Source organism: Pacificibacter marinus (genome assembly GCF_900109555.1).
Classification (GTDB): domain Bacteria; phylum Pseudomonadota; class Alphaproteobacteria; order Rhodobacterales; family Rhodobacteraceae; genus Celeribacter; species Celeribacter marinus_C.
Map to the genome: position 1 here is coordinate 19,780 of NZ_FNZV01000010.1, position 24,974 is coordinate 44,753.

The following is a 24,974-nucleotide window of genomic DNA, read 5'->3' on the forward strand; positions in this document are numbered from 1 at the left end:
CTCAGTCCTCTCTAAGGTCGTCAGTGGAACCGTCTTCGGTTTCAACATCATCAAATTTGGTTTCATCAATCGCACCAGACGCTTTGCGTTGGCGGAGCATTTCAGCGATCAGTTCATCAGTCAAAATTAGCTTTGCATCCGACAACCAGTCGAATTTAAGGCCAATCGTAACCGTCTCACCGTGTTCAATAATGTTGATCAAAACATCATCTTCTTCGACGCCAGCCAACTCGCCTTTAAAGCGACGGCGACCGTCAAACATTTCGTCAGTCTCAATGCGAGCTTCATAACCCTCAAACGTTTCAAAATCTTTCAAACGCGTCAAAGGACGATCGATACCAGGGCTAGACACCTCAAGCGTAAACTCATCTTCGATAGGGTCTTCGACATCCAGCACTGCTGACACAGCCGTAGAAATTTGAGCACATTCATCGACTTCGATACCACCAGTGGGGCGTTCGGCCATAATCTGTAGCGTTTTCGACTTTGTCGATGACATCAGACGAATACGCACCAGCTCAAAGCCCATACCCTCAATAACTGGGCCCACAATCTCAGCCAATCGGCGGTCGATAGAGGTTTTGGCAATCAGTTCGGACATATTCCAATTAGCCTTTCGGGCAAACATAGCCCTTTTACTAAGGGCACAAAAAAACGGGCGCGCGGCCCGTTGATATTTCTCGGTGGAACCTTGGATTTCTCCAACGCGCCGCTGTTAAACAGGCATATACGCTCTGATCCTCGAATCTGCAAGCCCTATCACACAACGGGGGCAATATGCCCCCCAGATTTATCCCCAAGGCGGTCCATTGTTTCGACCAATTTGGCAGCAATCCCTGTTTCAGACAGTGCATGACCAGCAAGGCCCACCATGTGTAATTGGGAATTAGGCCACAGCATATGCAGCGCATGAGCACTTCGTGGCGGACACACCATATCAAAGCGCCCCTGTACAATTGTTCCCGGCACATGTGTCATGACGTCGATGTTGTCTAGCAACTGTCCATCGCGTTCAAAAAATACATTGTTTGAAAAATAGTGGTTTTCAAGCCGTGAAATCGCGCGAGCAAAATCAGCTGGCGGATCGCCAACAACCCCGTTTGATCCAATAGCCGCCAGAGCATTTTCCCATTTTGACCAAATGCGCGCAAAATGCAGTTCTGTGGCACGATCTCCGCTAAAGAGACGCTTATTGTAAGCTTTTAGCAAATCATCGCGCTCGTTTTGCGGAATATCTTTCACAAAGATATCCCATAGATCTGGCCAAAACCGCCCAGCGCCACCGCCATAGAACCAATCCAATTCAGATTGCAGACCCAAAAAGACACCACGCAGCACCAAATGCACAACGCGGTCAGGATGCGTTTGCGTATAGGCCAACCCCAGCGTCGCGCCCCAACTTCCCCCAAACACAATCCATGTATCTATGCCAAGCTCATTCCGAATACGCTCAATATCAGCAACAAGATGCCATGTTGTATTCGCCTCAACCGAAGCAAATGGCTTAGACCGCCCACAACCGCGCTGATCGAACAAAATGATTCGATAGACCTCAGGGTCAAAAAACCTTCGCATAAACGGACTGCACCCACCACCGGGGCCTCCGTGCAAAACGACCACAGGCATGCCCTGCGGATTTCCGCTTTGTTCAACATAAAGTGAATGCCCATCACCAACATCCAGCATCCGCTGATCGATTGGCGCAATTTGGGGATACAGATAACTAAATGCGCTTTTTTGACCCGAGACCTTGTGCATGGAATTCCTATATAGAGCGTGGTAGCTCAGCAAAATGACAATCACATCGTTGATTGAGACGAATGGAACATGAAGGAACGGATCATGCAAACGCATCACTCCACCATCGATCCTGCAGAGGTCGCAAAATTCGAAGCTATGGCAGCCGAATGGTGGGATCCGAATGGTAAATTCAAACCACTACACATGCTCAATCCGTGTCGCCTAGATTACATCACAACCCAAATAGCTGCTGAATTTGGGCGTGACCTCAGTGATCCGAAACCCTTCACAGGCCTTAGACTTTTAGATATCGGTTGTGGTGGTGGATTGTTATCTGAACCAATGGCACGTCTGGGCGCGACCGTTGTGGGGGCAGATGCCGCTGCGGGCAATTTACCTGTCGCGCGACTGCACGCAGAGCAATCAGGTCTAAATATCGATTACCGCCACACCGCTGCCGAAGATTTGGCCGCAGCAGGCGAACAATTTGATGTCGTTTTGAACATGGAAGTCGTCGAACACGTTGCCGACCCGCAAACCTATCTGAATGCCTGTCAAACCTTACTGAAACCGGGCGGGCTGATGATTTGCTCGACCATAAACCGGAACCCAAAATCATATGTTGTGGCTATTTTGGGTGCAGAAGTCGTGATGCGCTGGTTGCCGCGCGGCACGCATGAATGGAACAAGTTCATCACGCCTGATGAGCTTGTTGATCTGATTTCAAATGCAAACCTGTCGCCTGTGGATCGTAAAGGGTTTGTTTTTAATCCGATCCAATGGTCATGGTCTTTGTCTGATCGTGACTTGTCCGTAAACTATGTCACAGCCTCAATTAAGCCAGTTTAGGGTCTATATTAGGCGTCATTCTCCAAACGAATGCGCATTTCTCGTAAGACGGGCAATGCGTTTTTCACCTTATCTTGTCCGATTGAATCGACGACTTGATTCAAAATAGGCGCAATGGCCGCCAGCGCTGCGTCGCGTGCCACCGTACCAGACGGCGATATCGATATAAACTTGCGCCGCGCATCATCCCAATCAGGGCGAATATGAATGTGCCCCGCCCATTCAAGCTTGCTTAATGTGTTGGTCATTGCTCCGCGCGTCACATGAAACGCCCGCGCCAATTGCGCCGGAGAGCGTTCATCCCCAGAGCGCGCCAAATGGTTGAGTACCGAAAAGTGACTGATTTCCATCCCTTTTGGCAACGCCTTTGTCAGGCGATTCCGTGCAAGTTGATCTGCCATAAAAATTTCAGAAAAAAGTGCGACAGCCAGTGAATCAGTTCCAGTCGATGAAGTCATTTTGGGGCCTCAAATGATCGATCATGCTGCAGGGATGGAATAGCACGCCGTGCCTTGGCAACATCTTGCAGATCATACTCAACCAAACCGACGCCGCATTCCGCGCCCCCATCATACAGAACTTCCCCCCAAGGAGAAATTGCCAAACTGTGCCCATGCGTTTTGCGCACAGCGCCTTTCGTTTGGCGATGCTCACCTGTCTGCGCAGGCGCAAATACGAAACAACCGGTTTCAATCGCGCGCGCACGCAGCAAAACTTCCCAATGTGCGCGGCCAGTTGCTTGCGCAAATGCTGCAGGTACCGCCAAAATCTCAGCCCCAGCTTGTGCCAAATTGCGATACAAGTGCGCAAAGCGCACATCATAGCAAATAGACATTCCGATTGCGCCAACCGAACTTTGCGCCACAACCGACTTTAATCCAGGCCTATAGCCCGCAGATTCTTTGTACGTTTCGGTCTCACTCAAGGTGACATCGAACATATGAATTTTGTCATAACGTGCCGCAATGGCCCCGTCAGGACCAATCAAAAAAGATCGATTGGCAAAGCGGCCATCAGCATCTTTTGTCTTTAGCGCCAAAGAGCCGATTAAGACCCAAATGTTGTATTTTTGGGCCTCTTCACGCATCGCTTTCAACGTAGGATCATCACCTTCAAGGCACAGCACTTTTTGTTGGTGCTCACGCGACGTTGAAACGCAATTTGAAACCTCAGGCGTCATCACAATTTGAGCACCACGCATGGCCGCTTCAGCAACCAATCGGCGCATTTGATCCAAATTTGTCGCAGGATCATCGCTTGAGTTTAGTGTGATTAAACCTGCCTTGGGCATGTTGATTACCCCGCCAAGAGCGCGTCAAGTTTGCCTGCCCGCTCAAGTTGATGCAGTTCATCACATCCACCCACATGGGTTTCACCGACAAAAATCTGCGGTACGGTATGACGGCCAGAGGCGCGCTGCATCATTTCGGCACGGCGTTCTGGCTCTGTCATCACGTCGATATCGGTGTAATCTACACCCTTGCTGTCCAAAAGTCGTTTTGCTGCCACGCAAAATGGGCAAATCGGGGTCGTATAGAGTGTTACAGGTTGCATTGAAAAAATCCTTTGTGTCCAGCGGGACTATAAGGATTTAGTTTCTCTTCGCAACGCGTGCCAGCACAGCCACGGAAACTTGACTAGCGCCGCCAGCAAGGCAAGCTTTGGTGCATTCCGTCAGTGTTGCGCCCGTTGTCATCACATCATCGATCAACAAAACAGGACGCCCTTCAATCTTTTGACGACATCTAGCCCTAAGCGTAATTGCACCAGACACGACTGCGCTACGCTCCTTGGCGTTCATGCCATCAAGCTTGCGCGTCGCCAAACGGCGCTGCAACATATCAGGGCAGTGGTCGATATCCAAAAGGTTAGAAACCCGCCGCGAGAGCAAGATAGATTGATTATACCGACGACGCAGTCCACGAAACCAATGTAGCGGCACAGGTGCAACTATTGTGTTGGGCTCAACAAGCGGGCGTGCGGCTTCTGCAAGCCATTTCCCAACAGGGCGTGCTAAATCCATCCGATCAGCATGCTTTAATCTAAGAACAATAGATTTTGCGTTGCCATCGTACAGCATTGCGGCACGCGCACGCCCCCATAACCGTGGAGAGCTACGACAAGAATCACACAAATCCCCAGCTTCAACCTCGCCAATCAAAGGTGTTGCGCACATTTCGCACCCTTGCGTCGTTACGAATGGCGTATCCCCCCAACATTTTGGACAAAGCCCATACACAAAATCGACTATTTCGTCGCATGTAAGACATTGAGCGGGGTATATCAGCCGTGCCAGTCTTTGCATTTTGTGCGCGACTTCCTAAGTTGGCCCAACTTCAGTGGAAGAGAGCATATGTCCAATCACGCCCCCCTCGTTGACCGCACCCAACTGATGCGTAATCGCACGCGCGCGGAGCGTATCGGAGGAGATTTCTTTTTACACCAAGAGGCGCGTCTTGAGATTGAGGATCGCCTTAAGATGGTTAATAAACCGTTTAAATCAATTGCGATCGTCACTGGATTCCCAGCCCTCTGGCAAGGGTGGTTCCCCAAGGCTACCATAGTTTTTGACACCGATCTGTTAGAGCTTGAAGAGCGCAGGTATGATCTTGTGATCCATGCGATGTCTCTGCATTGGGCCAATGATCCTGTGGGACAACTGATCCAATGCAACCGCTCATTGGTACCCGATGGATTAATGATTGCAGCATTTTTTGGCGACCAAACACTGCACGAGCTGCGCTCTTGCTTGTCCCAAGCTGAAATTGAACATGCAGGCGGTCTGTCTGCCCGAGTGCTGCCAATGGGTGAATTACGCGATTTAGGTGGACTGTTGCAACGCGCCTCATTCGCACTACCTGTTGCTGATAAAACCACAACAAAAGTTACATTTCCGTCTCTAAAAAAGCTTTTCTTAGAGCTTCGCGCCATGGGGGAAACCTCTGCACTGCATGCAAGGCCGCGTAAAAACACTCCGCGTGCTCTTTTTACAAAAGCCGAAGCCTTATATCGCAAGCACTTTTGTGAAGATGGCAAGTTACGCGCCACATTCGATATGGTTTTCTTGACAGGCTGGGCACCCGACGCCAGTCAGCCAAAGCCATTATTGCCAGGATCAGCCAAAACACGCCTTGCCGATGCACTAGGGTCTCAGGAATTCAACCTACCAAATGACACCGATCGGACTTGACCAATTGCGGTTGCGCCCTAAGCCTAACTATAGAAAAAATGACAGGACAAAGTGATGGGAACAATGAAGCCAACGCGGCTTAACACACATGCTCAAGACGCTGTTTGCCCAGCACATGCGCAAACTGATCACCCGAAAATTCCAAAGGAAAAAATCGGTGTTCTTTTGGCAAACTTGGGCACCCCCGATGCCACAGATTATTGGTCCATGCGCAAATATCTAAGCGAATTTTTGTCTGACCAGCGCGTCATCGACTATCCCGCGTGGAAATGGCAACCGATTTTGCAGGGTATTATTTTATCGATACGCCCGCAAAAATCCGGCGCCGCCTATAAAACGATCTGGAACAACGAGGCGAATGAAAGCCCTCTCTTAACAATAACCAAACAGCAAACCTCTGCAATTTCAGCTGCTTTAGGGTCTAAATACGGCGAAGGAGTCATGGTTGATTACTGTATGCGATATGGCAATCCATCGACCAAATCCAAGGTTGCTCATATGGTAGCGCAAGGCTGCACCAAAATTTTGTTTTTTCCGCTGTACCCCCAATACGCAGGTGCAACAGTTGCCACTGCAAATGATCAATTCTTTCGTGCGTTAATGGAAGAGAACTGGCAACCAGCATCGCGGACGGTTGCACCCTATTTCGACAAACCCGAATACATTGATGCCTTGGCAAATTCTGTCGAGCGCGCTTATGCAGGCGCAGACAAAAAGCCGGATATTCTGATTTGCTCGTACCATGGCCTGCCAGAACGCTATCTCAAAGAAGGCGGCGACCCCTATCACTGTCAGTGTCGCAAAACCACGCGCCTTTTGAAAGAAAAACTGGGCTGGGCCGACACCGAAATTATGACGACATTTCAATCAAAATTCGGTCCCGAAGACTGGTTGCAGCCGTATACTGTTGAAGAAGTCGCACGCCAAGCAGAGGCTGGCAATAAAAGCATCGCTGTCTGTGCCCCTGCTTTTTCAGCCGATTGCATCGAAACGCTTGAAGAAATCAATGAAGAGATCAAAGAGAGTTTTGAAGAGGCTGGTGGCGAAACGTTTTTGTACATTCCCTGCCTCAATGATGATGATGCACACATCTCTGCGCTCACGAAAGTCATCGAAGACAACCTATCTGGCTGGGTTTGACACTATAAAAGCGAAATGGCGGCTCATTTGGCCGCCATTTTCAATTCGTTTCAGACGCTTCAAACGAACTCTTAGATCAACAACACTTGCGTACCGTTTTCAGTAAGCCCGTACAGTTCTGAGATATGTTCATTGTACAATCCGATACATCCATTCGATGACCGACGACCAATCTTACGCGTGTCGTGCGTGCCATGAATACGGTAGTATTGCCATGACAAGTATAACGCATGTGTGCCAAGTGGGTTATCAGGGCCAGGGCCGACAAAACTCGGCCATTCAGGGTTGCGAATGCGCATTGATGGTGTCGGAGACCACGAAGGCCCCTCAACTTTGCGAATAATCGATGTACGGCCGCGGCGCGTCAAATCTTCGCTCAAAGGCACAGATGTTGGGTACAGTTTATAGACAGACTGATCTTCGCTCCAAAAATGCAAAGCGCGAGATGTGATGTCCACAAGAATTGCACCATTGCGTGTGCTGTCAAAGTAAGGACGCCAATCCAATGAGCGGAAACTAGAAATGTTTCTCCGTACAGCGGTGGACACTTCGCGTTCAACTTCGGTCGTATCATCCGTTTGCGCCAAAGCAGGCGTCGCCAAGCACGCTGTCGAAGTTGCTAGGAACGTACGTCTCGAAAATTTTATGTCGAATTTATTGGTCATGAACAGACCCTAACAATTTATTACGTTGGAACATCTATATGGCGCGATTGCCGCAGTCGCAAATCAAACAATCGTGGGGAGCGAAATCACGCGAACATTATTTGATACTGTGTACGTTTCAGGATAGGACGTCACAATATAAAATTTAGGGTACCCAGAAAATGACGCGTCTTATTGTTATGCTACTTGTTGCCGTTGTCGGTCTTAGCGCGTGCGAAACCAATACAACCCCTATTGGCCCCGATGGAAAACCGTTGCCACGAGTGTATCGCATCAGCGCACGGAATGAAGCTACAATCCAGTATCGCATGCTGGATTCAGTCAACGCTCTTCGGGCCGCCGCAGGCGCACCTAGTATTGACTTGAACTCCAACCTCAATGCAGCAGCAGCGACCCACGCACATGATATGAAAAACCAAAACCGTCCTTGGCATTTTGGGTCAGACGGTTCGTCCCCTATCGATCGCGTCGCGCGGTCAGGGTATAAAGGAACTACGCTTGGTGAAAATATTTCAGAAACGTACGAATCGGAACTTGAAACGCTGAGTGCATGGATGGACCAAGACGACACGCGGACCATCATTCTGGACCCACGCGCCACTGACCTTGGGTTTTCTTGGTATCAAGAGACAAACGGAAAACTGTGGTGGACACTGATCATGGGACAATCGTCCATCCCTAGAATGGCAAGCGCCCAATAGACACCTACGGGTGGATATCAATCTGCGTGCCCAGCGCAACCATCATGTAAATTTCTTCCATGTGCCGGTCTTTGACAGCAATGCAGCCTGCGGTCCAATCACGCCCACGCCCTTTGTTTTCGCCAGCACGCCCATGAATAAAGATATCGCCACCGGCGCTTTTCCCGTGCATTTGTGCAAAAGCAATATCTTGGGCGTTCGGATATGAAATGCCGATGGATAGGTGGTATTTTGATCCAGGATTTCTACGGTCAATGATATAACTGCCCTCAGGTGTTTTTCCATCGCCCTCGAACTGCTTATGCCCTTGTGGGATTCCGCCAAGTCCAACTTTGAACTTCTTGATGACCTTAGTCCCGCTGAGCAGATATAGACGCCTTTCGCCTTTATTCAAAACGACACGTGTAATGTGAGGCCCCGAATATGGTTTTATTTTACGTGCAAATGCAGCCGCTGGGAGCAAGCTAAAGCAAGTCATTGCGGCGATAAAGGTGCGGCGATCCATTGGGTGTCCTGTACACATTTTTTGCTGCGTATAGGACACCGCTTAACAATCACCAAGTCAAGATTGTGTTACGTGCGATAAAAGCGTGCAGCAATTTCAACATGTGGTGACCACCTAAATTGATCAACAACTTTAATCCAATCGATTTGGAAACCACTGTCCACTAGGATTTTTGCGTCCCGCGCAAAGGTGACAGGATTACATGAAACAAACCCAATAGAACGCAAATTACTTTTCGCCAACTCACCCGTTTGCGCCAGTGCCCCTGCTCGCGGCGGATCAATAATGGCCGCATCAAAGCGTTTCAACTCGTCTGGCAAAAGCGGCTGACGGAATAAATCACGAGCTTGGGTTGTGACAACCTTCAATCCTGGTGCAGTTTTCCACGCAGCTGAAAGGCTTTGAAGCATCATGGCCTCACTTTCAACAGCGTGAACCTCAGCCACTTCCGACAATGGAAGTGCGAAAGTGCCACACCCAGAAAATAAGTCTACGACACGCCCAGCGCCAAAAACAGCTTCCTTCATTAGCGCCACAAGCGCCATCTCACCATGCTTGGTAGCTTGCAAGAATGCCCCTGGAGGCGGTACCAAACGTGCACGGCCAAAATTCAAGTATGGTCGTGTTTCTTGCGCAACTTCATCGCCATTCCATGACAGGCGAATTAGCCCATACTGACGTACAACACTTGCTAATTCAGTACGTAAATCCAAATCGAGTGGCTTTGCTTCGATCACAGAAACATCAAGACCTGCGTCAGTATCCGTCACCGTGATCGCCATTTCCCCCCTGCGCGATCCACCAGCGTGGACCAAAGCTTCAAAGGCGGGCATGGCTTGCATAATTTTAGGCGTCATCAAAATACATTCAGGTATCGCGACCAAAGTACCCGACGCGCGCCCATGCAAGCCGACCAAAACGCCCTTTTTGGTACGACGCCCCGCAAAAACAGCGCGCCTACGAGAGCGCGCGGGTGACGTGACAATCCTCGAAACGGGGACGTTGACCCCTTGATGAGATAAAGCTGTACGAACCACGTCAGCTTTCCATGTCGCTACAAAATCATCTGATGCGTGCTGCAAGGCACATCCACCACAGGCCTTAAAATGCACGCATGGCGGTCTGACACGGTTTGGTGATGGGGACACAATCCGCGGATCGATCATCCGATCCCCAGTTATGGAACCTTCTACAATTTCACCGGGCAGTGTTTTGGCCGCAAAAATGGGACCATCAGCAATGCCATCGCCATGATGACCAAGTCTTGTGATTTCAATTTGTGTCATTTTGACTTGGGATCCAGTAACTTGAGAAGCTCGGGCTTCGTTAGTGCAAAACCGGACTCGAGCCAAGCGCGTTGTAATGTCTTAAGCGCTCCGCCCAGTTCAGTGCCTGAAAACATTGGCATTAAATCTTTAGCGCGGATTGGGAATACTTGCTCTGCGGCATTCAAAACCTGCGCACGCGTTTGTGCTGGCAACGGCTGTTCGAACATCGCACTGCGCAATGCAGCTATACAAAACGCGATATCAGCCCCCTCAACAAAAGAAATCTCATTCAAACTACGCCCATCCCCGATGGACGATCTGAAAATCTTAAAGCGGTTAAGCTGTTTTTTGGACAGGCGGAGGCTTTGGTCCATATCTTTGCCCCCCAGCGCCGCCAGTCGCGCCATTGGATCTATATCGAATTCATTTGCAACATATGGGTAAAGGGACCTACCAGAAGCTGTCGGAAAAATAGCCTGCAAAACACCCGATGCTTCCATCGCACCAATGGCAGTGCTTGGATCTACGGCGCTCAAAAGCTTGATAACCTCAGACGATATACGTTCTTTCGACAACTGAGCGAGGCCCTCTAAATGACTGGCACAAGCGGCCAAAGCATCGGGATCTAGCCCTGCGGCGTGGTCTCCGTAGCTGGCATGAAAGCGAAAGAACCGTAAAATCCTAAGGTAATCTTCTCTAATTCTATCTGAGGCTTGCCCTATAAAACGCACGCGGCGCTCCAAGAGATCGTTCATTCCATCCAGCGGGTCGATCACATATCCAGCAAGGTCAGCGTAGATTGCATTCATCGTAAAATCGCGCCGCCTCGCATCTTCTTCAAGACTGCCCTCAAACGCTACAACCGCGCGACGCCCATCTGTCGTGACATCATGGCGAAATGTCGTAATTTCAAAAGGCTGCCCATTGGCAATGACTGTGACAGTTCCATGCTCTAACCCCGTAGGGATGACTTTTAATTGAGCTGCCTGCGCAAGCGCCATAACCGATTCTGGCCGCACAGGCGTTGACATATCAACGTCAGTCACCTCGACATTCATCAAAGAATTACGAACACATCCCCCCACGAAAAAGGCAGCCGTGTCGGCATTTTGAAACATGTGAATGATAATTTGAGTGGCATCATCCTGAAACCATTCAGCTTGCTGCACGCTGGTCATCACGCGCTGACTCTTTCAGCAAAGGACCGCAGCACGCGCGCCGTCGCCCCCCAAATATAATAGGGTCCATATGGCACTGTATAAAAACGCCGCGACTGCCCACGCCAAAAGCGCGATTGAACAGTATAGTGTGAGGTATTTAAAACATGGGACAGCGGCACTTCGAAAATTTCTGACACCTCAGCCTCTTCAGCACATGGCGTGAAATTTTGTGTCACCCACCCAACAACAGGATGCATGGAATAGTTTGAAACCGTTTCATGTGCGGGCAACTCGCCCAGTATTTCAACGATATCAGGATTTAAGCCGATTTCCTCGTTCGCCTCACGTAGCGCTGCCGCGATATGATCTGCATCTTCCGGATCAACGCGACCACCAGGGAATGCAATTTGGCCGGGATGGTTCCTAATCGTCGAAGATCGCTTTGTCAGGATCAACTGTAGTCCTGCTGGACGCTCTATAATTGGCAAAAGAACGCCTGCGGGTTTTAAGCCCACGGACTTAGGTCGTGCGTCAGGATTTAGATCAAAATCAGAAGACGGGCGCCCGACATACGTCAGCGCCCGCTCAATATCTAATCTCTCACTCTGCGCCACCATCGCTCTTTACCTCTGCCTCGAACCCAACTGTTTTGGGATCCATGATATAATGCGCGCCGCAAAATTGGCAGTCAGCCGTAACTGTACCTTCGTCTGTTGTGAACGTTTTTACGTCTTTCGCAGAGTAAATCGAAAGGCTTCTACGCACGCTTTCTTCTGAGCAGCTACAGCCAAATGTAATCGGCTGCGCATCGAAAACACGTGGCGCATCTTCGTGGAATAGCCGCACGAGCAACTCCGTCGGCTGTACGCTAGGCCCAATCAATTCAAGCGGATCAACTGTATCAAGCAAGATATTTGCACGGTTCCAATTTTCGAAATCGTCCCCCTCAAGAATATCAGATGCTTGCAGCAAGCCCTCGACCGGCGCGTCATCTTTTTTTGCAACACTTGGTGACGCCTTTGGCATCTTTTGCAGCATCACACCGCCAGCGCGCCAAGTTTCATCTCCCCCCGCAAGAGTGGAGCGTCCATAGGACAACTCAAACCGCGTTGGAAGTTGTTCAGACTGAGCAAAATAAGTTTCGGCGCAATGCGCGAGTGACTTACCTGTCAAAGGTGTAATACCTTGATATGGCTTCATGCCCTCACCTTGATCAATCAAGATAGCAAAGTAGCCACTGCCAATGTTCGCAAAAGCGTCGCCCGTAGGGTCAAGGCGATCTTCATCGTACGAAGCATATGCCCGAATACGGGCAGGTTGGCCATCAGCGGTCGGCGCATAATAATCCGTTGCGATCAAACGCGCGGCTCCATCATTGCGCACTTGGATGGAAAGCTTCCAACGCAATTTCATGGTTTGACCAATCATAGCCGTCAAAAGCGCAACCTCAGCAACAAGTGCTTCGATCGCAGGCGGATAATTGTGCTGTTCTAATACGCGCTCAAGAACGCCATCCAAGCGTGCAACGCGACCGCGCACGTCTGATTTATCAAGTTGAAATGGGAGAACAGTGTCATCCCATGCGATTTTTGTTCCAAGCATTATAGGTTCCCTTGCACGTCGCAGGTTGGCATACCTTGTTCATATAAGGGCGGCAACCTCTGCGAAAAGGGCAGTTTTATGATTCGACGTTACGGAGAACCTAAAAAAATACACATATCTTATAAGTTGCGCCCCGGTGCATATGCAATTCTACCCAGAAATGGGATGCTTTTGTTGACATATCAATCATCGCCTACTGGGGAGTTTCAACTTCCTGGAGGAGGTATTGATGCTGGGGAATCTGCGGTAGCCGCTTTGCACAGAGAGGTTATAGAAGAAACTGGGTGGCGCATTTCAAGTCCTGTTTTTTCGCATGCCTTTCGCAGGTTTGTGTTTATGCCAGACTATGACATGTGGGCGGAAAAAGTCTGTAAAATCTATATTGCACGCCCAGTACGCAAACTCTGTCCGCCCATTGAGGCTGGCCATACGGCGAAATGGATCCGTAGAGAAGATGCTATCAATTGCCTTGGAAACCCCGGTGATAGAGCTGCCGTCAGTGCGCACCTTGGCCAGGATACTCTAACAAAATTGCCGAAATATCATCAGGGAAATCTTTGTCATCGTTCAAGTTATTAAGATACCAAAGCATTGTGTCGAAGAAGGCACTGCCCGTGAGGTGTGAAATGTTTTCAACCAGTGTCATAAAACCATTCTCTCCCAACATACCACCATCACCGTCAGGACACTCAGTCACACCATCGGATAACAAAACAATTCGCTCACCTTCCGCAATTTGAATTTCAAAATCCTCAAATTCTGCGTTTGGTATAAGTCCAACAGGGAACCCGCCATCACCGAAAGCCTCAACCGATCCATTTTTGCGCTGCAATGCTGGAAATGGATGGCCACACTGAGACATCGTGAATGTGCCGCTTTTTTGATCGAAATACCCTAAAATCATTGTGAAATATAGATCCGTCTCCATTTCATCTAACATCAATGTATTCAGTATCTTAGCCACCTCAGATGGTGACTTGGCTGTATGGACTCCATCTGCCCCTTGTGTGATGGCCAAATTTTGATCAGGCGTTGATCCGGTCAAGTAAGCCGCAAGCCTCGCCGTCATCAATGCAGAAGCGACACCATGACCAGATACGTCGATTGAAAACACGCCAAACTTATCGTCATTGATCGGGAAAAATCCAACTAAATCTCCACCAACATGGCCACTTGGCCGCAAAAGAAGTGAAGCTTGGGCCATGCCGAAATCTCTGAATCGTTCTTTGACAAGGGATTGTTGCAGCTTGCGCGCCTCAACTAAATCTCGGTCGAGTGATCCGTACAAAGCAGAAATTTCTTTCAATGTTGAGCTGACCAAATCATTTTTGGCAGTCAATTCCCGCTGCATTTTCAAAATGCGTTCGCCAGCGCGAATGCGCGCTAAAAGCTCATCACCGGAAACTGGTTTTGTTAAAAAATCGTCAGCCCCAACATCAAGCCCCTGTGCTACCTCGGCCTTGTCAGACTTAGAAGTAAGCAAAATGAAATACCCGTAATCTTCGCGGTCAAGAGTGCGAAAAATGCGACAAAAATCAAGACCACTGATACCCGGCATCATCCAATCAGAAACGATAAGATCAATTTTTTCTAATGCACAAACTTCAAGCGCCTCTTCACCTGACTCCGCTTCAAAAACTGTGTACCCCCATCGACCCAAATATGACGACAAAATACGCCGTTGAGCACAAGAATCATCAACAACCAAAACGGTGCTCACCACCCCACGTTCCGACGCAGCTTGTAGGTCTAAGTGTTTTTGAAATGCAATTATTGCCAATGAAGGGTCCAACTCGAATATACCGATTTTGTGTACATTGTCCCAGTCAGCTTAATGGCACCTTAAACCTAAAATTGAATGTAATTTTATTTCGATGATTACGAAGCATTAAGCCAAGTCATGTCACAAGCAAACTATGGAGAGATGTCATGATTGATTGGAACCGCGTCACTGAGTTACGTGATGAGGTTGGAAGCGAAGATTTTGGTGAAATTGTTGCGCTTTTTCTTGAAGAGATGAACGAAGTTATCAAACGCCTAAAATGCTCGGAGGACCGATCCACATTAAGGGATGACCTTCATTTTCTAAAGGGAAGTTCGCTAAATTTAGGATTCGCGTCTCTTTCTAACCTTTGCCAATTAGGTGAAATGGCCTTTTCAACAGAAGTTGAGGGCATAGTAGATCTAAGCCAAATTTTGAGATCATACAAAATGTCTCGCGCAGAGTTCACAGCAAATTTGACTTTTTCTGAGCCGCCTAAAGGACAAACTCAGACAAAGCTTGATCATTTGTGATGTCCCTATAAACAAGGCCAGCTTGGTCCATACGTTCAAACAATCGTACGAAATTTTGCGGTTGATCTGTTTCAATTCCTATCAAAACAGACCCGAAATTACGTGCAGATTTTTTGAGATACTCAAACCGTGCGACATCGTCTGCTTCGCCAAGCAAATCCAAGAAATCCCGCAGCGCACCGGGGCGCTGTGGCATACGTAAGATGAAATACTTTTTCAGCTCTAAAAACTTTTGAGCGCGCTCTTTGACTTCCGGCAATCTTTCGAAATCAAAGTTACCGCCAGACGCAATACAAAGCACGCGGCGACCCCGAATAACATCACGAAGATCATTCAGCGCATCAATAGCCAAAGCGCCCGCTGGCTCAAGAACGATACCCTCAATATTCAGCATTTCAATCATCGTAGCGCAAATACGGTCTTCAGGCGCTGCTATCACATGACTTTTTTTGACATGCTTCAAGGCAGCAAAAGGCAAAGTCCCTATTTGTGCCACAGCTGCCCCATCGACAAAGCTGTCGACAAACCCAAGTGCCACAGGTTTTTGTTCCCGCAATGCAGCGGTTAAAGATGGTCCGCCAACTGGTTCCACAAAATAAATTTCTGCATGCGGTGCTGTGTCAGCCAGATATTGCACAACACCGGCCCCTAACCCGCCGCCACCAACAGGCAAAATAACAACATCCGGTGCCTCACCCATCTGTACCATAAATTCTACAGCCACAGTGGCTTGCCCAACGATGACATCAGCATCATCAAACGGTGCAAGGAAATACCCACCAGCGTCTTCACAAAATACTTTTGCAGACGCAAGCGTGTCATCGAAATAGTCACCAACCATCCGAATTTCGATAAAACTACCACCAAAAATGCGCGTCTTTTCGATTTTTTGCTTTGGCGTTGTCACAGGCATGAAAATCACACCGCGCACACCAAAATGTCGGCATGCAAAAGCAACACCCTGCGCGTGATTTCCCGCAGAAGCGCAAACAAATAAATCTAGATCAGGATGAGCATCACGTGCTTTGCTCATCGCATTCACGGCGCCCCTGATTTTATAACTGCGCACGGGAGTTAAATCTTCGCGTTTGAGCCAAATGTCAGCCTCAAACTTCTCAGACAAATGATCGTTGCGCAGACAGGGCGTAGGTTCAAAAATTGTTCGAACAAGCTTTTCCGCCTCACGTGCAGGTTTGGTAATATTTTTCAAAAACGTCATCCATCATCTCCGGAGACTGCCAATTCATAAATTGAGGACAAAAGACTTACTCCAACCATCAGCCCAGCCCAGCCAACGACCAGAGAGAATACGAGCGATATTGGGCCGTTTCCGAGAAAAGCTGTAGGAATTTGGGCAAGCATTGTGGCAAAAATCATCAGGATTGCGGCGCGAAAAATTGGGGTTTTGTACGATGCCGTCATCGTCCATGCAGATCGAAACGTCAAACGATCCCCAAGCGCGGCGGCGGGCAAAACAGGTGAAAGTCTATAGAAAACATACAACATAAACGTGAAGCAAAATAACGCTCCAGCAAAAATCAACAATGTAACGGGGCCTGTAATCATCAAAATGATAAGAATAGCCAGCATCGCACCCAAGGTCAGCGCACATAGCAAGAATGTGATCAAAATGGACTTTCCCAAATAATCAGCAAACAGCTGTACGCGAAATGGCGGAATGATGGTTTTAGGTCGCTCCCCGAGCAACACAAATCTATGCCACTCAACAGCGATCCAAATGCCCGCAAGCAGGACAACAACATTTGAACCAAAAAAGATCCACTTGTACATAGATGGAACTTCAGCCCAAGCTTCTGGCGTCAATGGCAAAGTTGGTGCGTATGTCGACGCCACAACAATGATGGCCATTGTCCCGATCCAGATCAAACCAGAAATCGCAAGCGCCTCATCCAAGTTCTGAAACACCCGTTGCACGGCGTGCTTAAACAGCAAATATCCAGTCATCACAGTCCATTCCTAACCATATTGTGCAACACTTAGGGCTTTTGCACGCAAACCAAAAGCGTTCAGACGCTCAAACCTTGCTCTCGGCGTAAAAACCCGATAATCGCCCAAGCGATATCCGCAAAAGGAAAAGCACAATGTCCGCGCCAAAAAAAGTCGTCCTCGCCTACTCCGGTGGTCTTGATACCTCGATCATTTTGAAATGGCTTCAGACCGAATACGGTTGCGAAGTTGTGACCTTTACTGCCGACCTTGGTCAAGGTGAAGAACTTGAGCCAGCTCGCGCCAAAGCTGAGCTACTTGGAATTAAATCCGAAAACATCTTTATCGAAGATGTCCGTGAAGAGTTTGTGCGTGACTTCGTTTTCCCAATGTTCCGTGCCAACGCGATTTATGAGGGCCAATATTTACTTGGTACGTCAATTGCGCGTCCATTGATTTCCAAGCGTTTGGTTGAAATCGCAGAAATGACAGGTGCAGATGCTGTGGCACATGGCGCGACTGGCAAAGGCAATGACCAAGTCCGTTTCGAGCTTGCAGCATATGCTTTGAACCCTGAAATTAAAGTGATTGCGCCTTGGCGTGAATGGGATTTGACGTCCCGCACCCGCCTGCTTGAATTTGCAGAGCAGCACCAAATCCCTGTCGCGAAAGATAAACGTGGCGAAGCGCCATTTTCTGTCGATGCGAACATGTTGCACACCTCATCTGAGGGCAAAGTTTTGGAAGATCCAGCGGAGATCGCACCAGAATACGTGCACCAGCGTACCGTAAATCCAGAAGATGCCCCAGACACACCTGAGTTCATCGAAGTTGGATTTGAAAAAGGCGACGCAGTGTCCATCAATGGCGAGGCGCTAAGCCCTGCCACCGTTTTGGAAACACTAAACGAATACGGCCGCAAACACGGCATCGGCCGTTTGGATTTTGTTGAAAACCGTTTTGTGGGTATGAAATCCCGAGGCGTCTATGAAACCCCGGGCGGCACGATCTTGTTGGAAGCCCACCGTGGCATCGAGCAAATCACACTCGACAGCGGCTCTGGCCACCTCAAAGACAGCTTGATGCCACGTTACGCTGAACTGATCTACAATGGTTTCTGGTACTCGCCTGAGCGCGAAATGCTCCAAGCTGCGATCGACAAATCACAAGAGCACGTGACTGGCACCGTAACTTTGAAGCTCTACAAAGGGTCCGCATCCACTGTTGCACGTGCATCCGATCATTCGCTGTATTCAGAAGCTCACGTAACCTTTGAAGACGATGCAGGCGCATACGACCAAAAAGACGCAGCTGGCTTTATCCAGCTCAATGCATTGCGTTTGAAACTTTTGGCTACACGCAACCGTCGTTTTAAATAGGTTATCGAAGATATAAAGTTCGAAAAGGGGCGCTAGATGCGCCCCTTTTTTATAATTATTTTGATGAAAATGCAGCAACTTCCGCTGCACTTGGGATAGCATCAGCCGTACCATGCCGCGTCACTTTAAGCGCTGCAGCTTGTGTCGCCCATTCCATCGACTTTTGAACAGACATACCCAAATCCAGACCTGCCGCAAAGTATCCGGCAAAGGTGTCACCCGCTGCAGTTGTGTCGACAGCCGTGACTTTGGGGGAGGATACTTCAATCACCTCGCCTGTCTCATTCGATCGCCACATTGCACCCTTGCTGCCCAAAGTGACCAACACCTCAGGCACAGGTATTTGCTCCAAGGTCAGCCCCATTTCATCGCAAAGCTGTCCGGCCTCAATGGCATTCATTGCAACCATAGAAACATCAGACACCAAAGCTTTCACTGCATCGACAGAAAAGGGTGCGGCTGAATAGATCACACGCATTCCTTTCGCTCTCGCAAAGGTTGCCGCATCAGGTTGTAGATTGGTCTCATTTTGCAACAAAAGCGTATCGTTAGAGGCAGCACCATCAAGGGCTCTCAGCACAGATTCATAATCCTGCTGTGCATTTGTGCCGGCGTCGATAACAATGGTATTTTCACCCTCACCATCAACATAAATGATAGCGTGGCCGGTGCTGCTGTCTAACGCGCGCAAAAACTGACAATTGACGCCGTAACTTTCAATCCGCTCGCGCACCCAATCATCGGCTTTACCAATGGCGCCAATGTGATTGACCTTTGCCCCAGCACGCGCAGCCGCAACAGATTGATTCATGCCCTTCCCGCCAAGCCCAACACTGTGCCGCAACGCACTAAGTGTTTCGCCTGGCTCTGGCAGGTGGGGTAACGCGTAGAACCTGTCAATATTGATCGACCCAAGATTATAAATCGTCACGCGTTACTCCTTATTTTTATTTAAACTGTCCGACCTTACAAGCCGCAAGGATCGCCATATTCAAGATATCATTTACGGTCGAAACCGTAGAGCAAACCTGAATGGGTTTGTCCACGCCTGTCAGAATTGGACCTATCACTGTTGCGCCAGCCATTTCTTGCATCAACTTAACAGATATCGATGCTGAATGCCGTGCAGGTACCACCAAAATATTTGCAGGTCCCGTCAAGCGGCAAAACGGATAGTTTGCCATAGCTTCGGGATTAAGTGCGACATCGACAGCCATCTCGCCTTCGTATTCGAAATCAACGCCCCGCGTATCCAACACTTTTGGTGCCAAATGCATTTTGTTTGCGCGCTCAGACACGGGGTATCCAAAGGTCGAAAACGATGCAAAAGCAACCCGTGGCTCGATCCCAAGAGCGCGTGCAACTTGCGCAGCTGCGATTGCAATGTCTGCAAGATCATTTTCATCCGGCCACTCATGCACCAAAGTATCTGCGATAAAGACAATTTTTCCTTTGTGCAAAAGTGCAGTTACGCCAACGGCGCCATCGGCAGCTGTTGCATCGAACACAGAATTGATCCGATCCAAAACATGCGCAGATTTGCGTGTGGCACCTGTGACCAAGCCATCAGCATGGCCGTGCGCCAACATGAGTGCTGAAAATGCATGACGATCGCGTGCAGCAAGGCGGTGAATGTCTTTTTGGTCATGGCCTGAGCGTTGAAGCCGATTGTACAAAAAGTCTTTGTAATCATTCAAATGCTCGGTATTGGCGGCGTTCACAATTTCAACGTCTGCTGCTGCTTCACTCAGGCCTTCGACCTTAAGCTTTTCGCGCACATCATCTTCACGGCCAACAACCAAAGCACGGCCAAATCCGCCACGTTGATAGGCTACAGCCGCACGTAAAACACGTTCATCATCACCTTCAGCAAACACCATTGTTGCCTGCGCCTGACGCGCCCGCGCATAAAGACCTTGCAGGATTTGAGCGGTAGGATCCATGCGTGCTTTAAGATCGTGCTCGTACCCAGCCATATCGACAATAGGCCGACGGGCAACGCCAGTGGCCATGCCCGCCATCGCTACAGCAGGCGGAATCGTGTAGATCAATCGCGGGTCAAATGGTGTTGGAATAATATAGTCACGGCCAAATGATAGCTTTTGCCCATACGCCAAAGCAACCTCATCAGGCACATCTTCGCGTGCAAGTTCTGCCAAAGCCCGCGCGCAAGCGATTTTCATTTCATCATTGATCGCACGCGCATGAATATCAAGCGCACCGCGAAACAGGTACGGGAACCCCAAAACATTGTTCACTTGGTTTGGGTAATCAGAGCGCCCAGTGGCCACAATCGCATCTTCACGCACAGCATGGGCATCTTCTGGCGTGATCTCAGGATCAGGGTTTGCCATTGCGAAAATCACAGGATTTGGTGCCATTGAGGCAACCATATCTTGGGTTACAGCGCCTTTAGCAGACACACCTAAGAACACGTCAGCATCCTTCATCGCATCCGTCAAAGATCGCGCATCCGTTTTTGCCGCATGTGCAGATTTCCACTGATTCATACCCTCGGTGCGACCCTGAAAAATCACCCCCTTGGTGTCGCACATGATGCAATTGTCATGCTTTGCACCCATAGATTTAATCAACTCAAGGCAGGCAATGCCGGCAGCACCAGCGCCATTCAATACGATGCGGCACTCTTCGATCTTTTTGCCTGAAATATGCAGAGCATTGATCAGACCCGCTGCGCAAATCACCGCAGTGCCGTGCTGGTCGTCATGAAAGACGGGAATGTCCATTTCTTCCTTAAGGCGCTGCTCAATAATGAAACACTCGGGGGCTTTAATGTCTTCTAGGTTGATGCCGCCAAACGTGGGCCCCATTAATTTCACTGCTTGGATGATCTGTTCAGGGTCTTCTGTATCAAGTTCGATATCGATCGAATTCACATCTGCGAACCGCTTGAATAATACAGACTTGCCTTCCATCACCGGCTTGGATGCCAATGCCCCAAGATTGCCAAGACCAAGCACTGCCGTGCCGTTGGAAATCACAGCAACAAGATTGCCTTTATTGGTGTAATCATAGGCAGTTTCTGGGTTCGCCGCGATTTCTTCGCAGGGCACCGCCACGCCGGGCGAATACGCCAAAGACAGGTCGCGTTGAGTTGTCATCGGAACGCTCGGCGTTATATCAAACTTGCCGGGGCGTGGGTCCATGTGAAACGCAAGCGCTTCCTCACGAGTTTGTTTGGGTTTGGGCATTTCGGGGGGCCTCCTTTTTGCCAGTCCGACCTTATTAGCGACCTACCGCCCCTCACTCAACAAAAGAACGCATGCGCCCTTTACCCTGCCCGACATGCCGCTAAATTGGGGTCGAAATAAAACCAAGGAATTCCCACGTGGCCGCTGAAAAACCTACCGTGACACCAATGATGGCGCAGTTCCTTGAAATCAAATCGCGCCACCGCGACGCTTTGCTGTTTTACCGCATGGGTGATTTCTACGAGATGTTCTTTGATGACGCGATTGCTGCATCAGAAGCGCTCGACATAGCACTCACCAAGCGCGGCAAACATGATGGCGACGACATTCCTATGTGTGGCGTCCCTCATCATGCCGCCGAAGGGTACTTTTTAACCCTCATTAGAAAAGGCTTTCGCGTTGCGGTCTGCGAACAACTTGAAAGCCCCGCCGAGGCCAAAAAACGGGGTGCAAAATCTGTTGTAAAGCGCGATGTCGTGCGTCTTGTAACACCCGGCACATTAACAGAAGACAGCCTGCTTGAGGCACGCCGCCACAACTTTTTGGCCGCATACGCAGAAGTTCGAGATGACGGTGCTTTGGCTTGGATTGACATATCAACTGGCGCATTTCATGTGATGCCCTGCCCTTTGGTGCGCCTTGCGCCCGAATTGGCCCGATTGAACCCATCCGAATTAATTGTGTCTGAGGCAAATATATCTAATTGGGCCGAATTGGTGCCTGATTTTGAAGCAGCAACAACACCATTGTCGCGAAGTTCGTTTGATAGCACATCCGCCACAAAACGACTGCAAGAGCTGTTTGGTGTGTCAAGCTTGGATGCCTTTGCCCCTTTCGGGCTGGCCGAAATTTCAGCCATGGGAGCGATCGTCGATTATCTTGAAATCACGCAAAAAGGAAAACTTCCACTGGTGCGTCCACCCTTGCGCGAAAATGTCGGTGGCGCGATGCAAATTGATGCCGCGACACGCCGTAATTTAGAAATCACTCATGCGCTTTCTGGTGGTCGCGAAGGATCCTTAATTGCAGCAATGGACCGTACGGTGACTGCCGCAGGTGGCAGATTATTAGAACGCAGACTGTCCAGCCCATCCCGTGATGTGAATCTGATCCAAACCCGCCTTGATGCCATTGAGTTCACGCTCACAAACAAACAGCAAAGCGGCACGCTGCGGGATATGTTACGTAAAGTGCCAGACATGGAGCGCAGCCTATCGCGCCTTGGTCTTGATCGCGCGGGCCCACGTGATCTAACTGCCATTCGCAACGGATTATCCCAAGCTCGTACGATTGAGCAAACCTTGAATTCCAGTCAAGTTCCGACCCTATTTCAGCAAAATATGGCCCTTTTGCAAGGTCATGATGCTATCATTGATTTACTCGATGCGGCAGTGATTTCCGAGCCACCACTTTTGTCACGCGACGGCGGCTTCATTGCACAAGGCTATGATGAAGAGCTTGATGAGTGCCGAAAATTGCGCGACCAAGGCCGCAGCGTAATCGCATCGCTACAGGCACAGTATGCTCAAACCACTGGTATTCAGTCCCTCAAAGTCAAACATAACAATGTGCTGGGCTACTTCATCGAAACAACAGCTACACACGCCGAAAAAATGCTGTCTGCACCGCACAGTGAAACTTTTATTCACCGTCAAACCACTGCAAACCAAGTGCGGTTTACGACGCTTGAGTTAAGCGAGCTAGAAACCAAAATTCACAATGCAGGCGGGCGCGCGCTTGAGATAGAAAAGCGTATTTTTGAAGTACTTAAAACTGAAATCATTAAAGAAGCCCCCCGCATTGCCGAAGCATCCAAAGCATTGGCTGAATTTGATTTAACAACTGCGCTCGCCGATTTGGCTGTTGGTGAAAATTGGGTACGCCCTATGGTGGATTCGGGTCGATCTTTTGATATTCAAGGCGGCCGACATCCTGTCGTTGAGCGCGCTTTGCGCAAGCAAGGCCAATCCCAGTTTGTGGCGAACGATTGCCGCCTCACAGACGGAAAAGACGGCGCTGCGATTTGGCTTTTGACTGGTCCCAATATGGCCGGTAAATCGACATTTTTGCGCCAAAACGCGTTGATCGCATTGATTGCCCAAATGGGGTCGTTTGTGCCCGCAACATCAGCACACATTGGCATCGTATCGCAATTGTTTTCACGTGTGGGCGCATCTGATGATTTGGCCCGTGGGCGATCCACGTTTATGGTCGAAATGGTGGAAACTGCTGCCATTCTCAATCAGGCCGATGATCGCGCTTTGGTGATTTTGGATGAAATCGGTCGAGGCACTGCAACCTATGACGGGCTATCCATTGCATGGGCCACGCTGGAACACCTGCACGACGTAAACAAATCACGTGCCCTGTTTGCCACGCATTACCACGAAATGACCGCACTGTCTGACAAGCTTTCTGGCGCTGATAACGCAACTGTTGCTGTCAAAGAGTGGGAGGGCGACGTGATTTTCTTGCACGAGGTGATTAAAGGCAAAGCAGATCGGTCTTACGGTGTGCAGGTAGCCAAACTTGCAGGGTTGCCCGCTGCTGTTGTGGAACGTGCACGGATTGTTTTGGATGCATTGGAAAAGGGAGATTCTAAAACCAAAACGTCACCAAAGGCGATCATTGATGATTTGCCGCTCTTTTCCGCCACCCCAACCCCAATGCCACTTCAGGTGGAAAAGGGGCCGAGTGCTTCAGATGAAAAACTCGCCGAGATACTTCCCGACGAGTTAACGCCTCGTGAGGCGCTTCAATTGCTGTACGAGCTAAAAGCACTTTCAGGCGTTTAGATCAGTTTAAGCTGGCGTGGAACTCACACCGACCTGCGCAGGGCGCAGCAAACGATCATGGATCATAAAGCCAACATTCATAATCTGAATGATGTCACCCGCTTTTGTGCCAGCAACTGGTGCTTCAAACATTGCTTCGTGGATGTTGGGGTCAAACTTGTCACCAACTTCAGGGGCAACCGCATCAATACCGTGCTTTTTGAAAACATTCAAAAGCTCACGCATGGTTAGCTCAATGCCCTCAATAAGCGCTTTTTGTGCCTCGCGCTGTTCGTCTGTTATGGTATCAACTGCCCGTTTGAGGTTGTCGAATACTGGCAACATGTCACGCGCAAGCTTTGAACCTCCATAATTTTCAGCCTCACGCCGATCGCGCTCGGACCGCTTACGTGAGTTTTCAGCGTCCGCCATCGCCCGCATAAAGCGATCACGCATGTCGTCACGCTCAGCGCGCAGCTGTTCGATTTCTTCTTCGCTTGAATCTTCTCCAAGAAAATCGATGGGATCATCAACTTCCATGTCAAAT

At 49.4% G+C, this 24,974-nt stretch carries 26 protein-coding genes; 8 read left to right on the forward strand and 18 right to left on the reverse strand.

Annotated features, from left to right (window positions below; translation table 11 throughout):
- Nucleotide 1 precedes the first annotated feature (1 nt).
- Together rimP and pip are read right to left on the reverse strand one after the other, a co-directional pair.
- The gene (rimP, locus tag BM025_RS12830) at nucleotides 2-601 is read right to left on the reverse strand and encodes a ribosome maturation factor RimP (protein ID WP_085849762.1); all 600 of its coding nucleotides are present in this window, start codon (nucleotides 599-601) and stop codon (nucleotides 2-4) included.
- A gap of 158 nt (nucleotides 602-759) precedes the next feature.
- The gene (gene pip / locus BM025_RS12835) at nucleotides 760-1,758 is read right to left on the reverse strand and encodes a prolyl aminopeptidase (protein ID WP_085849761.1); all 999 of its coding nucleotides are present in this window, start codon (nucleotides 1,756-1,758) and stop codon (nucleotides 760-762) included.
- A gap of 84 nt (nucleotides 1,759-1,842) precedes the next feature.
- Here pip and ubiG point away from each other — a divergent pair, with 84 nt between their 5' ends.
- Complete coding sequence (ubiG, locus tag BM025_RS12840; RefSeq protein ID WP_085849760.1) at nucleotides 1,843-2,589, forward strand: bifunctional 2-polyprenyl-6-hydroxyphenol methylase/3-demethylubiquinol 3-O-methyltransferase UbiG; 747 nt, start codon at nucleotides 1,843-1,845, stop codon at nucleotides 2,587-2,589.
- Between the two features lie 8 nt (nucleotides 2,590-2,597).
- Here ubiG and BM025_RS12845 read toward each other — a convergent pair whose 3' ends face one another.
- Genes BM025_RS12845 through BM025_RS12860 form a run of 4 tightly spaced genes read right to left on the reverse strand, consistent with a single transcriptional unit; the run spans nucleotide 2,598 to nucleotide 4,894 of the window.
- Entirely contained in the window at nucleotides 2,598-3,047 is a 450-nt protein-coding gene (locus BM025_RS12845; protein WP_085849759.1) for a MarR family winged helix-turn-helix transcriptional regulator, read from the reverse strand.
- Nucleotides 3,044-3,880, reverse strand: coding sequence for a carbon-nitrogen hydrolase family protein (locus BM025_RS12850; protein ID WP_085849758.1), 837 nt, complete (start codon nucleotides 3,878-3,880; stop codon nucleotides 3,044-3,046). Before BM025_RS12850 ends, BM025_RS12845 begins: the two co-directional genes overlap by 4 nt.
- Nucleotides 3,881-3,885: 5 nt before the next feature.
- On the reverse strand, nucleotides 3,886-4,143 hold the full coding sequence (gene grxC / locus BM025_RS12855) for a glutaredoxin 3 (RefSeq protein WP_085849757.1): 258 nt from the start codon (nucleotides 4,141-4,143) through the stop codon (nucleotides 3,886-3,888).
- Nucleotides 4,144-4,180: 37 nt separating this feature from the next.
- A complete protein-coding gene (locus BM025_RS12860) occupies nucleotides 4,181-4,894 on the reverse strand; it encodes a ComF family protein (protein ID WP_085849756.1) in 714 nt (237 codons plus the stop codon).
- Nucleotides 4,895-4,942: 48 nt separating this feature from the next.
- Here BM025_RS12860 and BM025_RS12865 point away from each other — a divergent pair, with 48 nt between their 5' ends.
- Complete coding sequence (locus tag BM025_RS12865; RefSeq protein ID WP_085849755.1) at nucleotides 4,943-5,779, forward strand: methyltransferase domain-containing protein; 837 nt, start codon at nucleotides 4,943-4,945, stop codon at nucleotides 5,777-5,779.
- 54 nt (nucleotides 5,780-5,833) lie between these two features.
- Nucleotides 5,834-6,919, forward strand: coding sequence for a ferrochelatase (gene hemH, locus BM025_RS12870; RefSeq protein WP_244515718.1), 1,086 nt, complete (start codon nucleotides 5,834-5,836; stop codon nucleotides 6,917-6,919).
- Nucleotides 6,920-6,990: 71 nt separating this feature from the next.
- On the opposite strand, the gene BM025_RS12875 is transcribed toward hemH, so the two are convergent.
- The gene (locus BM025_RS12875; RefSeq protein ID WP_085849754.1) at nucleotides 6,991-7,584 is read right to left on the reverse strand and encodes a L,D-transpeptidase; all 594 of its coding nucleotides are present in this window, start codon (nucleotides 7,582-7,584) and stop codon (nucleotides 6,991-6,993) included.
- A 161-nt stretch (nucleotides 7,585-7,745) separates the two neighbouring features.
- On the opposite strand from BM025_RS12875, the gene dalA reads away from it, so the two are divergent.
- The gene (gene dalA, locus BM025_RS12880; RefSeq protein WP_085849753.1) at nucleotides 7,746-8,285 is read left to right on the forward strand and encodes a divisome-associated lipoprotein DalA; all 540 of its coding nucleotides are present in this window, start codon (nucleotides 7,746-7,748) and stop codon (nucleotides 8,283-8,285) included.
- A gap of 4 nt (nucleotides 8,286-8,289) precedes the next feature.
- Here the strand turns inward: dalA and BM025_RS12885 are convergent, their stop codons facing one another.
- From BM025_RS12885 to hslO, 5 genes are all read right to left on the reverse strand, one after another.
- Complete coding sequence (locus BM025_RS12885) at nucleotides 8,290-8,790, reverse strand: L,D-transpeptidase family protein (RefSeq protein WP_085849752.1); 501 nt, start codon at nucleotides 8,788-8,790, stop codon at nucleotides 8,290-8,292.
- A 68-nt stretch (nucleotides 8,791-8,858) separates the two neighbouring features.
- Nucleotides 8,859-10,076, reverse strand: coding sequence for a class I SAM-dependent RNA methyltransferase (locus BM025_RS12890; protein WP_085849751.1), 1,218 nt, complete (start codon nucleotides 10,074-10,076; stop codon nucleotides 8,859-8,861).
- Nucleotides 10,073-11,236, reverse strand: a complete 1,164-nt coding sequence (locus BM025_RS12895; protein WP_085849750.1) for a CCA tRNA nucleotidyltransferase — start codon at nucleotides 11,234-11,236, stop codon at nucleotides 10,073-10,075. Before BM025_RS12895 ends, BM025_RS12890 begins: the two co-directional genes overlap by 4 nt.
- A complete protein-coding gene (locus tag BM025_RS12900; RefSeq protein WP_085849749.1) occupies nucleotides 11,236-11,835 on the reverse strand; it encodes a CoA pyrophosphatase in 600 nt (199 codons plus the stop codon). The genes BM025_RS12895 and BM025_RS12900 overlap by 1 nt, the downstream gene beginning before the upstream one ends.
- Nucleotides 11,819-12,823, reverse strand: coding sequence for an Hsp33 family molecular chaperone HslO (gene hslO / locus BM025_RS12905; protein ID WP_085849748.1), 1,005 nt, complete (start codon nucleotides 12,821-12,823; stop codon nucleotides 11,819-11,821). Before hslO ends, BM025_RS12900 begins: the two co-directional genes overlap by 17 nt.
- Before the next feature lie 75 nt (nucleotides 12,824-12,898).
- Here hslO and BM025_RS12910 point away from each other — a divergent pair, with 75 nt between their 5' ends.
- Nucleotides 12,899-13,399: an NUDIX hydrolase gene (locus BM025_RS12910; protein ID WP_085849747.1), complete on the forward strand. Its 501-nt coding sequence runs from the start codon at nucleotides 12,899-12,901 to the stop codon at nucleotides 13,397-13,399.
- Here the strand turns inward: BM025_RS12910 and BM025_RS12915 are convergent.
- The gene (locus tag BM025_RS12915; RefSeq protein ID WP_306455991.1) at nucleotides 13,317-14,600 is read right to left on the reverse strand and encodes a PP2C family protein-serine/threonine phosphatase; all 1,284 of its coding nucleotides are present in this window, start codon (nucleotides 14,598-14,600) and stop codon (nucleotides 13,317-13,319) included. The genes BM025_RS12910 and BM025_RS12915 overlap by 83 nt on opposite strands.
- A 149-nt stretch (nucleotides 14,601-14,749) precedes the next feature.
- On the opposite strand from BM025_RS12915, the gene BM025_RS12920 reads away from it, so the two are divergent.
- Nucleotides 14,750-15,115: an Hpt domain-containing protein gene (locus BM025_RS12920; protein WP_085849746.1), complete on the forward strand. Its 366-nt coding sequence runs from the start codon at nucleotides 14,750-14,752 to the stop codon at nucleotides 15,113-15,115.
- Here the strand turns inward: BM025_RS12920 and ilvA are convergent.
- On the reverse strand, nucleotides 15,078-16,325 hold the full coding sequence (gene ilvA, locus BM025_RS12925; RefSeq protein ID WP_370738065.1) for a threonine ammonia-lyase IlvA: 1,248 nt from the start codon (nucleotides 16,323-16,325) through the stop codon (nucleotides 15,078-15,080). The genes BM025_RS12920 and ilvA overlap by 38 nt on opposite strands.
- A 5-nt stretch (nucleotides 16,326-16,330) precedes the next feature.
- Nucleotides 16,331-17,080 (reverse strand): hypothetical protein, encoded by a 750-nt coding sequence (locus BM025_RS12930; RefSeq protein ID WP_085849744.1) that lies wholly within the window; start codon nucleotides 17,078-17,080, stop codon nucleotides 16,331-16,333.
- A gap of 137 nt (nucleotides 17,081-17,217) precedes the next feature.
- Between BM025_RS12930 and BM025_RS12935 the strand changes: the two genes are divergently transcribed.
- Nucleotides 17,218-18,441, forward strand: coding sequence for an argininosuccinate synthase (locus tag BM025_RS12935; RefSeq protein WP_085849743.1), 1,224 nt, complete (start codon nucleotides 17,218-17,220; stop codon nucleotides 18,439-18,441).
- 55 nt (nucleotides 18,442-18,496) lie between these two features.
- Here BM025_RS12935 and BM025_RS12940 read toward each other — a convergent pair whose 3' ends face one another.
- Nucleotides 18,497-19,372 (reverse strand): ribokinase, encoded by an 876-nt coding sequence (locus BM025_RS12940; protein WP_085849742.1) that lies wholly within the window; start codon nucleotides 19,370-19,372, stop codon nucleotides 18,497-18,499.
- Nucleotides 19,373-19,388: 16 nt separating this feature from the next.
- Entirely contained in the window at nucleotides 19,389-21,653 is a 2,265-nt protein-coding gene (locus BM025_RS12945) for an NADP-dependent malic enzyme (protein WP_085849741.1), read from the reverse strand.
- 167 nt (nucleotides 21,654-21,820) lie between these two features.
- Between BM025_RS12945 and mutS the strand changes: the two genes are divergently transcribed.
- Complete coding sequence (mutS, locus tag BM025_RS12950) at nucleotides 21,821-24,448, forward strand: DNA mismatch repair protein MutS (protein WP_085849804.1); 2,628 nt, start codon at nucleotides 21,821-21,823, stop codon at nucleotides 24,446-24,448.
- Between the two features lie 6 nt (nucleotides 24,449-24,454).
- Here the strand turns inward: mutS and BM025_RS12955 are convergent, their stop codons facing one another.
- Entirely contained in the window at nucleotides 24,455-24,967 is a 513-nt protein-coding gene (locus tag BM025_RS12955) for a nucleotide exchange factor GrpE (RefSeq protein WP_370738064.1), read from the reverse strand.
- Nucleotides 24,968-24,974: the final 7 nt, after the last annotated feature.

Excerpts from the sequence above, each read along its gene's own strand:
- BM025_RS12865 (WP_085849755.1), top strand. The coding sequence starts at position 4,943 with ATGTCCAATCACGCCCCCCTCGTTGACCGCACCCAACTGATGCGTAAT.
- BM025_RS12875 (WP_085849754.1), bottom strand. The coding sequence starts at position 7,584 with ATGACCAATAAATTCGACATAAAATTTTCGAGACGTACGTTCCTAGCA.
- BM025_RS12935 (WP_085849743.1), top strand. The coding sequence starts at position 17,218 with ATGTCCGCGCCAAAAAAAGTCGTCCTCGCCTACTCCGGTGGTCTTGAT.
- mutS (WP_085849804.1), top strand. The coding sequence starts at position 21,821 with ATGATGGCGCAGTTCCTTGAAATCAAATCGCGCCACCGCGACGCTTTG.
- BM025_RS12910 (WP_085849747.1), top strand. The coding sequence starts at position 12,899 with ATGATTCGACGTTACGGAGAACCTAAAAAAATACACATATCTTATAAG.
- BM025_RS12930 (WP_085849744.1), bottom strand. The coding sequence starts at position 17,080 with ATGACTGGATATTTGCTGTTTAAGCACGCCGTGCAACGGGTGTTTCAG.
- BM025_RS12885 (WP_085849752.1), bottom strand. The coding sequence starts at position 8,790 with ATGGATCGCCGCACCTTTATCGCCGCAATGACTTGCTTTAGCTTGCTC.
- ubiG (WP_085849760.1), top strand. The coding sequence starts at position 1,843 with ATGCAAACGCATCACTCCACCATCGATCCTGCAGAGGTCGCAAAATTC.
- BM025_RS12920 (WP_085849746.1), top strand. The coding sequence starts at position 14,750 with ATGATTGATTGGAACCGCGTCACTGAGTTACGTGATGAGGTTGGAAGC.
- BM025_RS12955 (WP_370738064.1), bottom strand. The coding sequence starts at position 24,967 with ATGGAAGTTGATGATCCCATCGATTTTCTTGGAGAAGATTCAAGCGAA.
- grxC (WP_085849757.1), bottom strand. The coding sequence starts at position 4,143 with ATGCAACCTGTAACACTCTATACGACCCCGATTTGCCCATTTTGCGTG.
- BM025_RS12900 (WP_085849749.1), bottom strand. The coding sequence starts at position 11,835 with ATGGTGGCGCAGAGTGAGAGATTAGATATTGAGCGGGCGCTGACGTAT.
- BM025_RS12945 (WP_085849741.1), bottom strand. The coding sequence starts at position 21,653 with ATGCCCAAACCCAAACAAACTCGTGAGGAAGCGCTTGCGTTTCACATG.
- hemH (WP_244515718.1), top strand. The coding sequence starts at position 5,834 with ATGGGAACAATGAAGCCAACGCGGCTTAACACACATGCTCAAGACGCT.
- BM025_RS12890 (WP_085849751.1), bottom strand. The coding sequence starts at position 10,076 with ATGACACAAATTGAAATCACAAGACTTGGTCATCATGGCGATGGCATT.
- pip (WP_085849761.1), bottom strand. The coding sequence starts at position 1,758 with ATGCACAAGGTCTCGGGTCAAAAAAGCGCATTTAGTTATCTGTATCCC.
- BM025_RS12895 (WP_085849750.1), bottom strand. The coding sequence starts at position 11,236 with ATGACCAGCGTGCAGCAAGCTGAATGGTTTCAGGATGATGCCACTCAA.
- BM025_RS12860 (WP_085849756.1), bottom strand. The coding sequence starts at position 4,894 with ATGCAAAGACTGGCACGGCTGATATACCCCGCTCAATGTCTTACATGC.
- BM025_RS12845 (WP_085849759.1), bottom strand. The coding sequence starts at position 3,047 with ATGACTTCATCGACTGGAACTGATTCACTGGCTGTCGCACTTTTTTCT.
- BM025_RS12850 (WP_085849758.1), bottom strand. The coding sequence starts at position 3,880 with ATGCCCAAGGCAGGTTTAATCACACTAAACTCAAGCGATGATCCTGCG.
- dalA (WP_085849753.1), top strand. The coding sequence starts at position 7,746 with ATGACGCGTCTTATTGTTATGCTACTTGTTGCCGTTGTCGGTCTTAGC.
- rimP (WP_085849762.1), bottom strand. The coding sequence starts at position 601 with ATGTCCGAACTGATTGCCAAAACCTCTATCGACCGCCGATTGGCTGAG.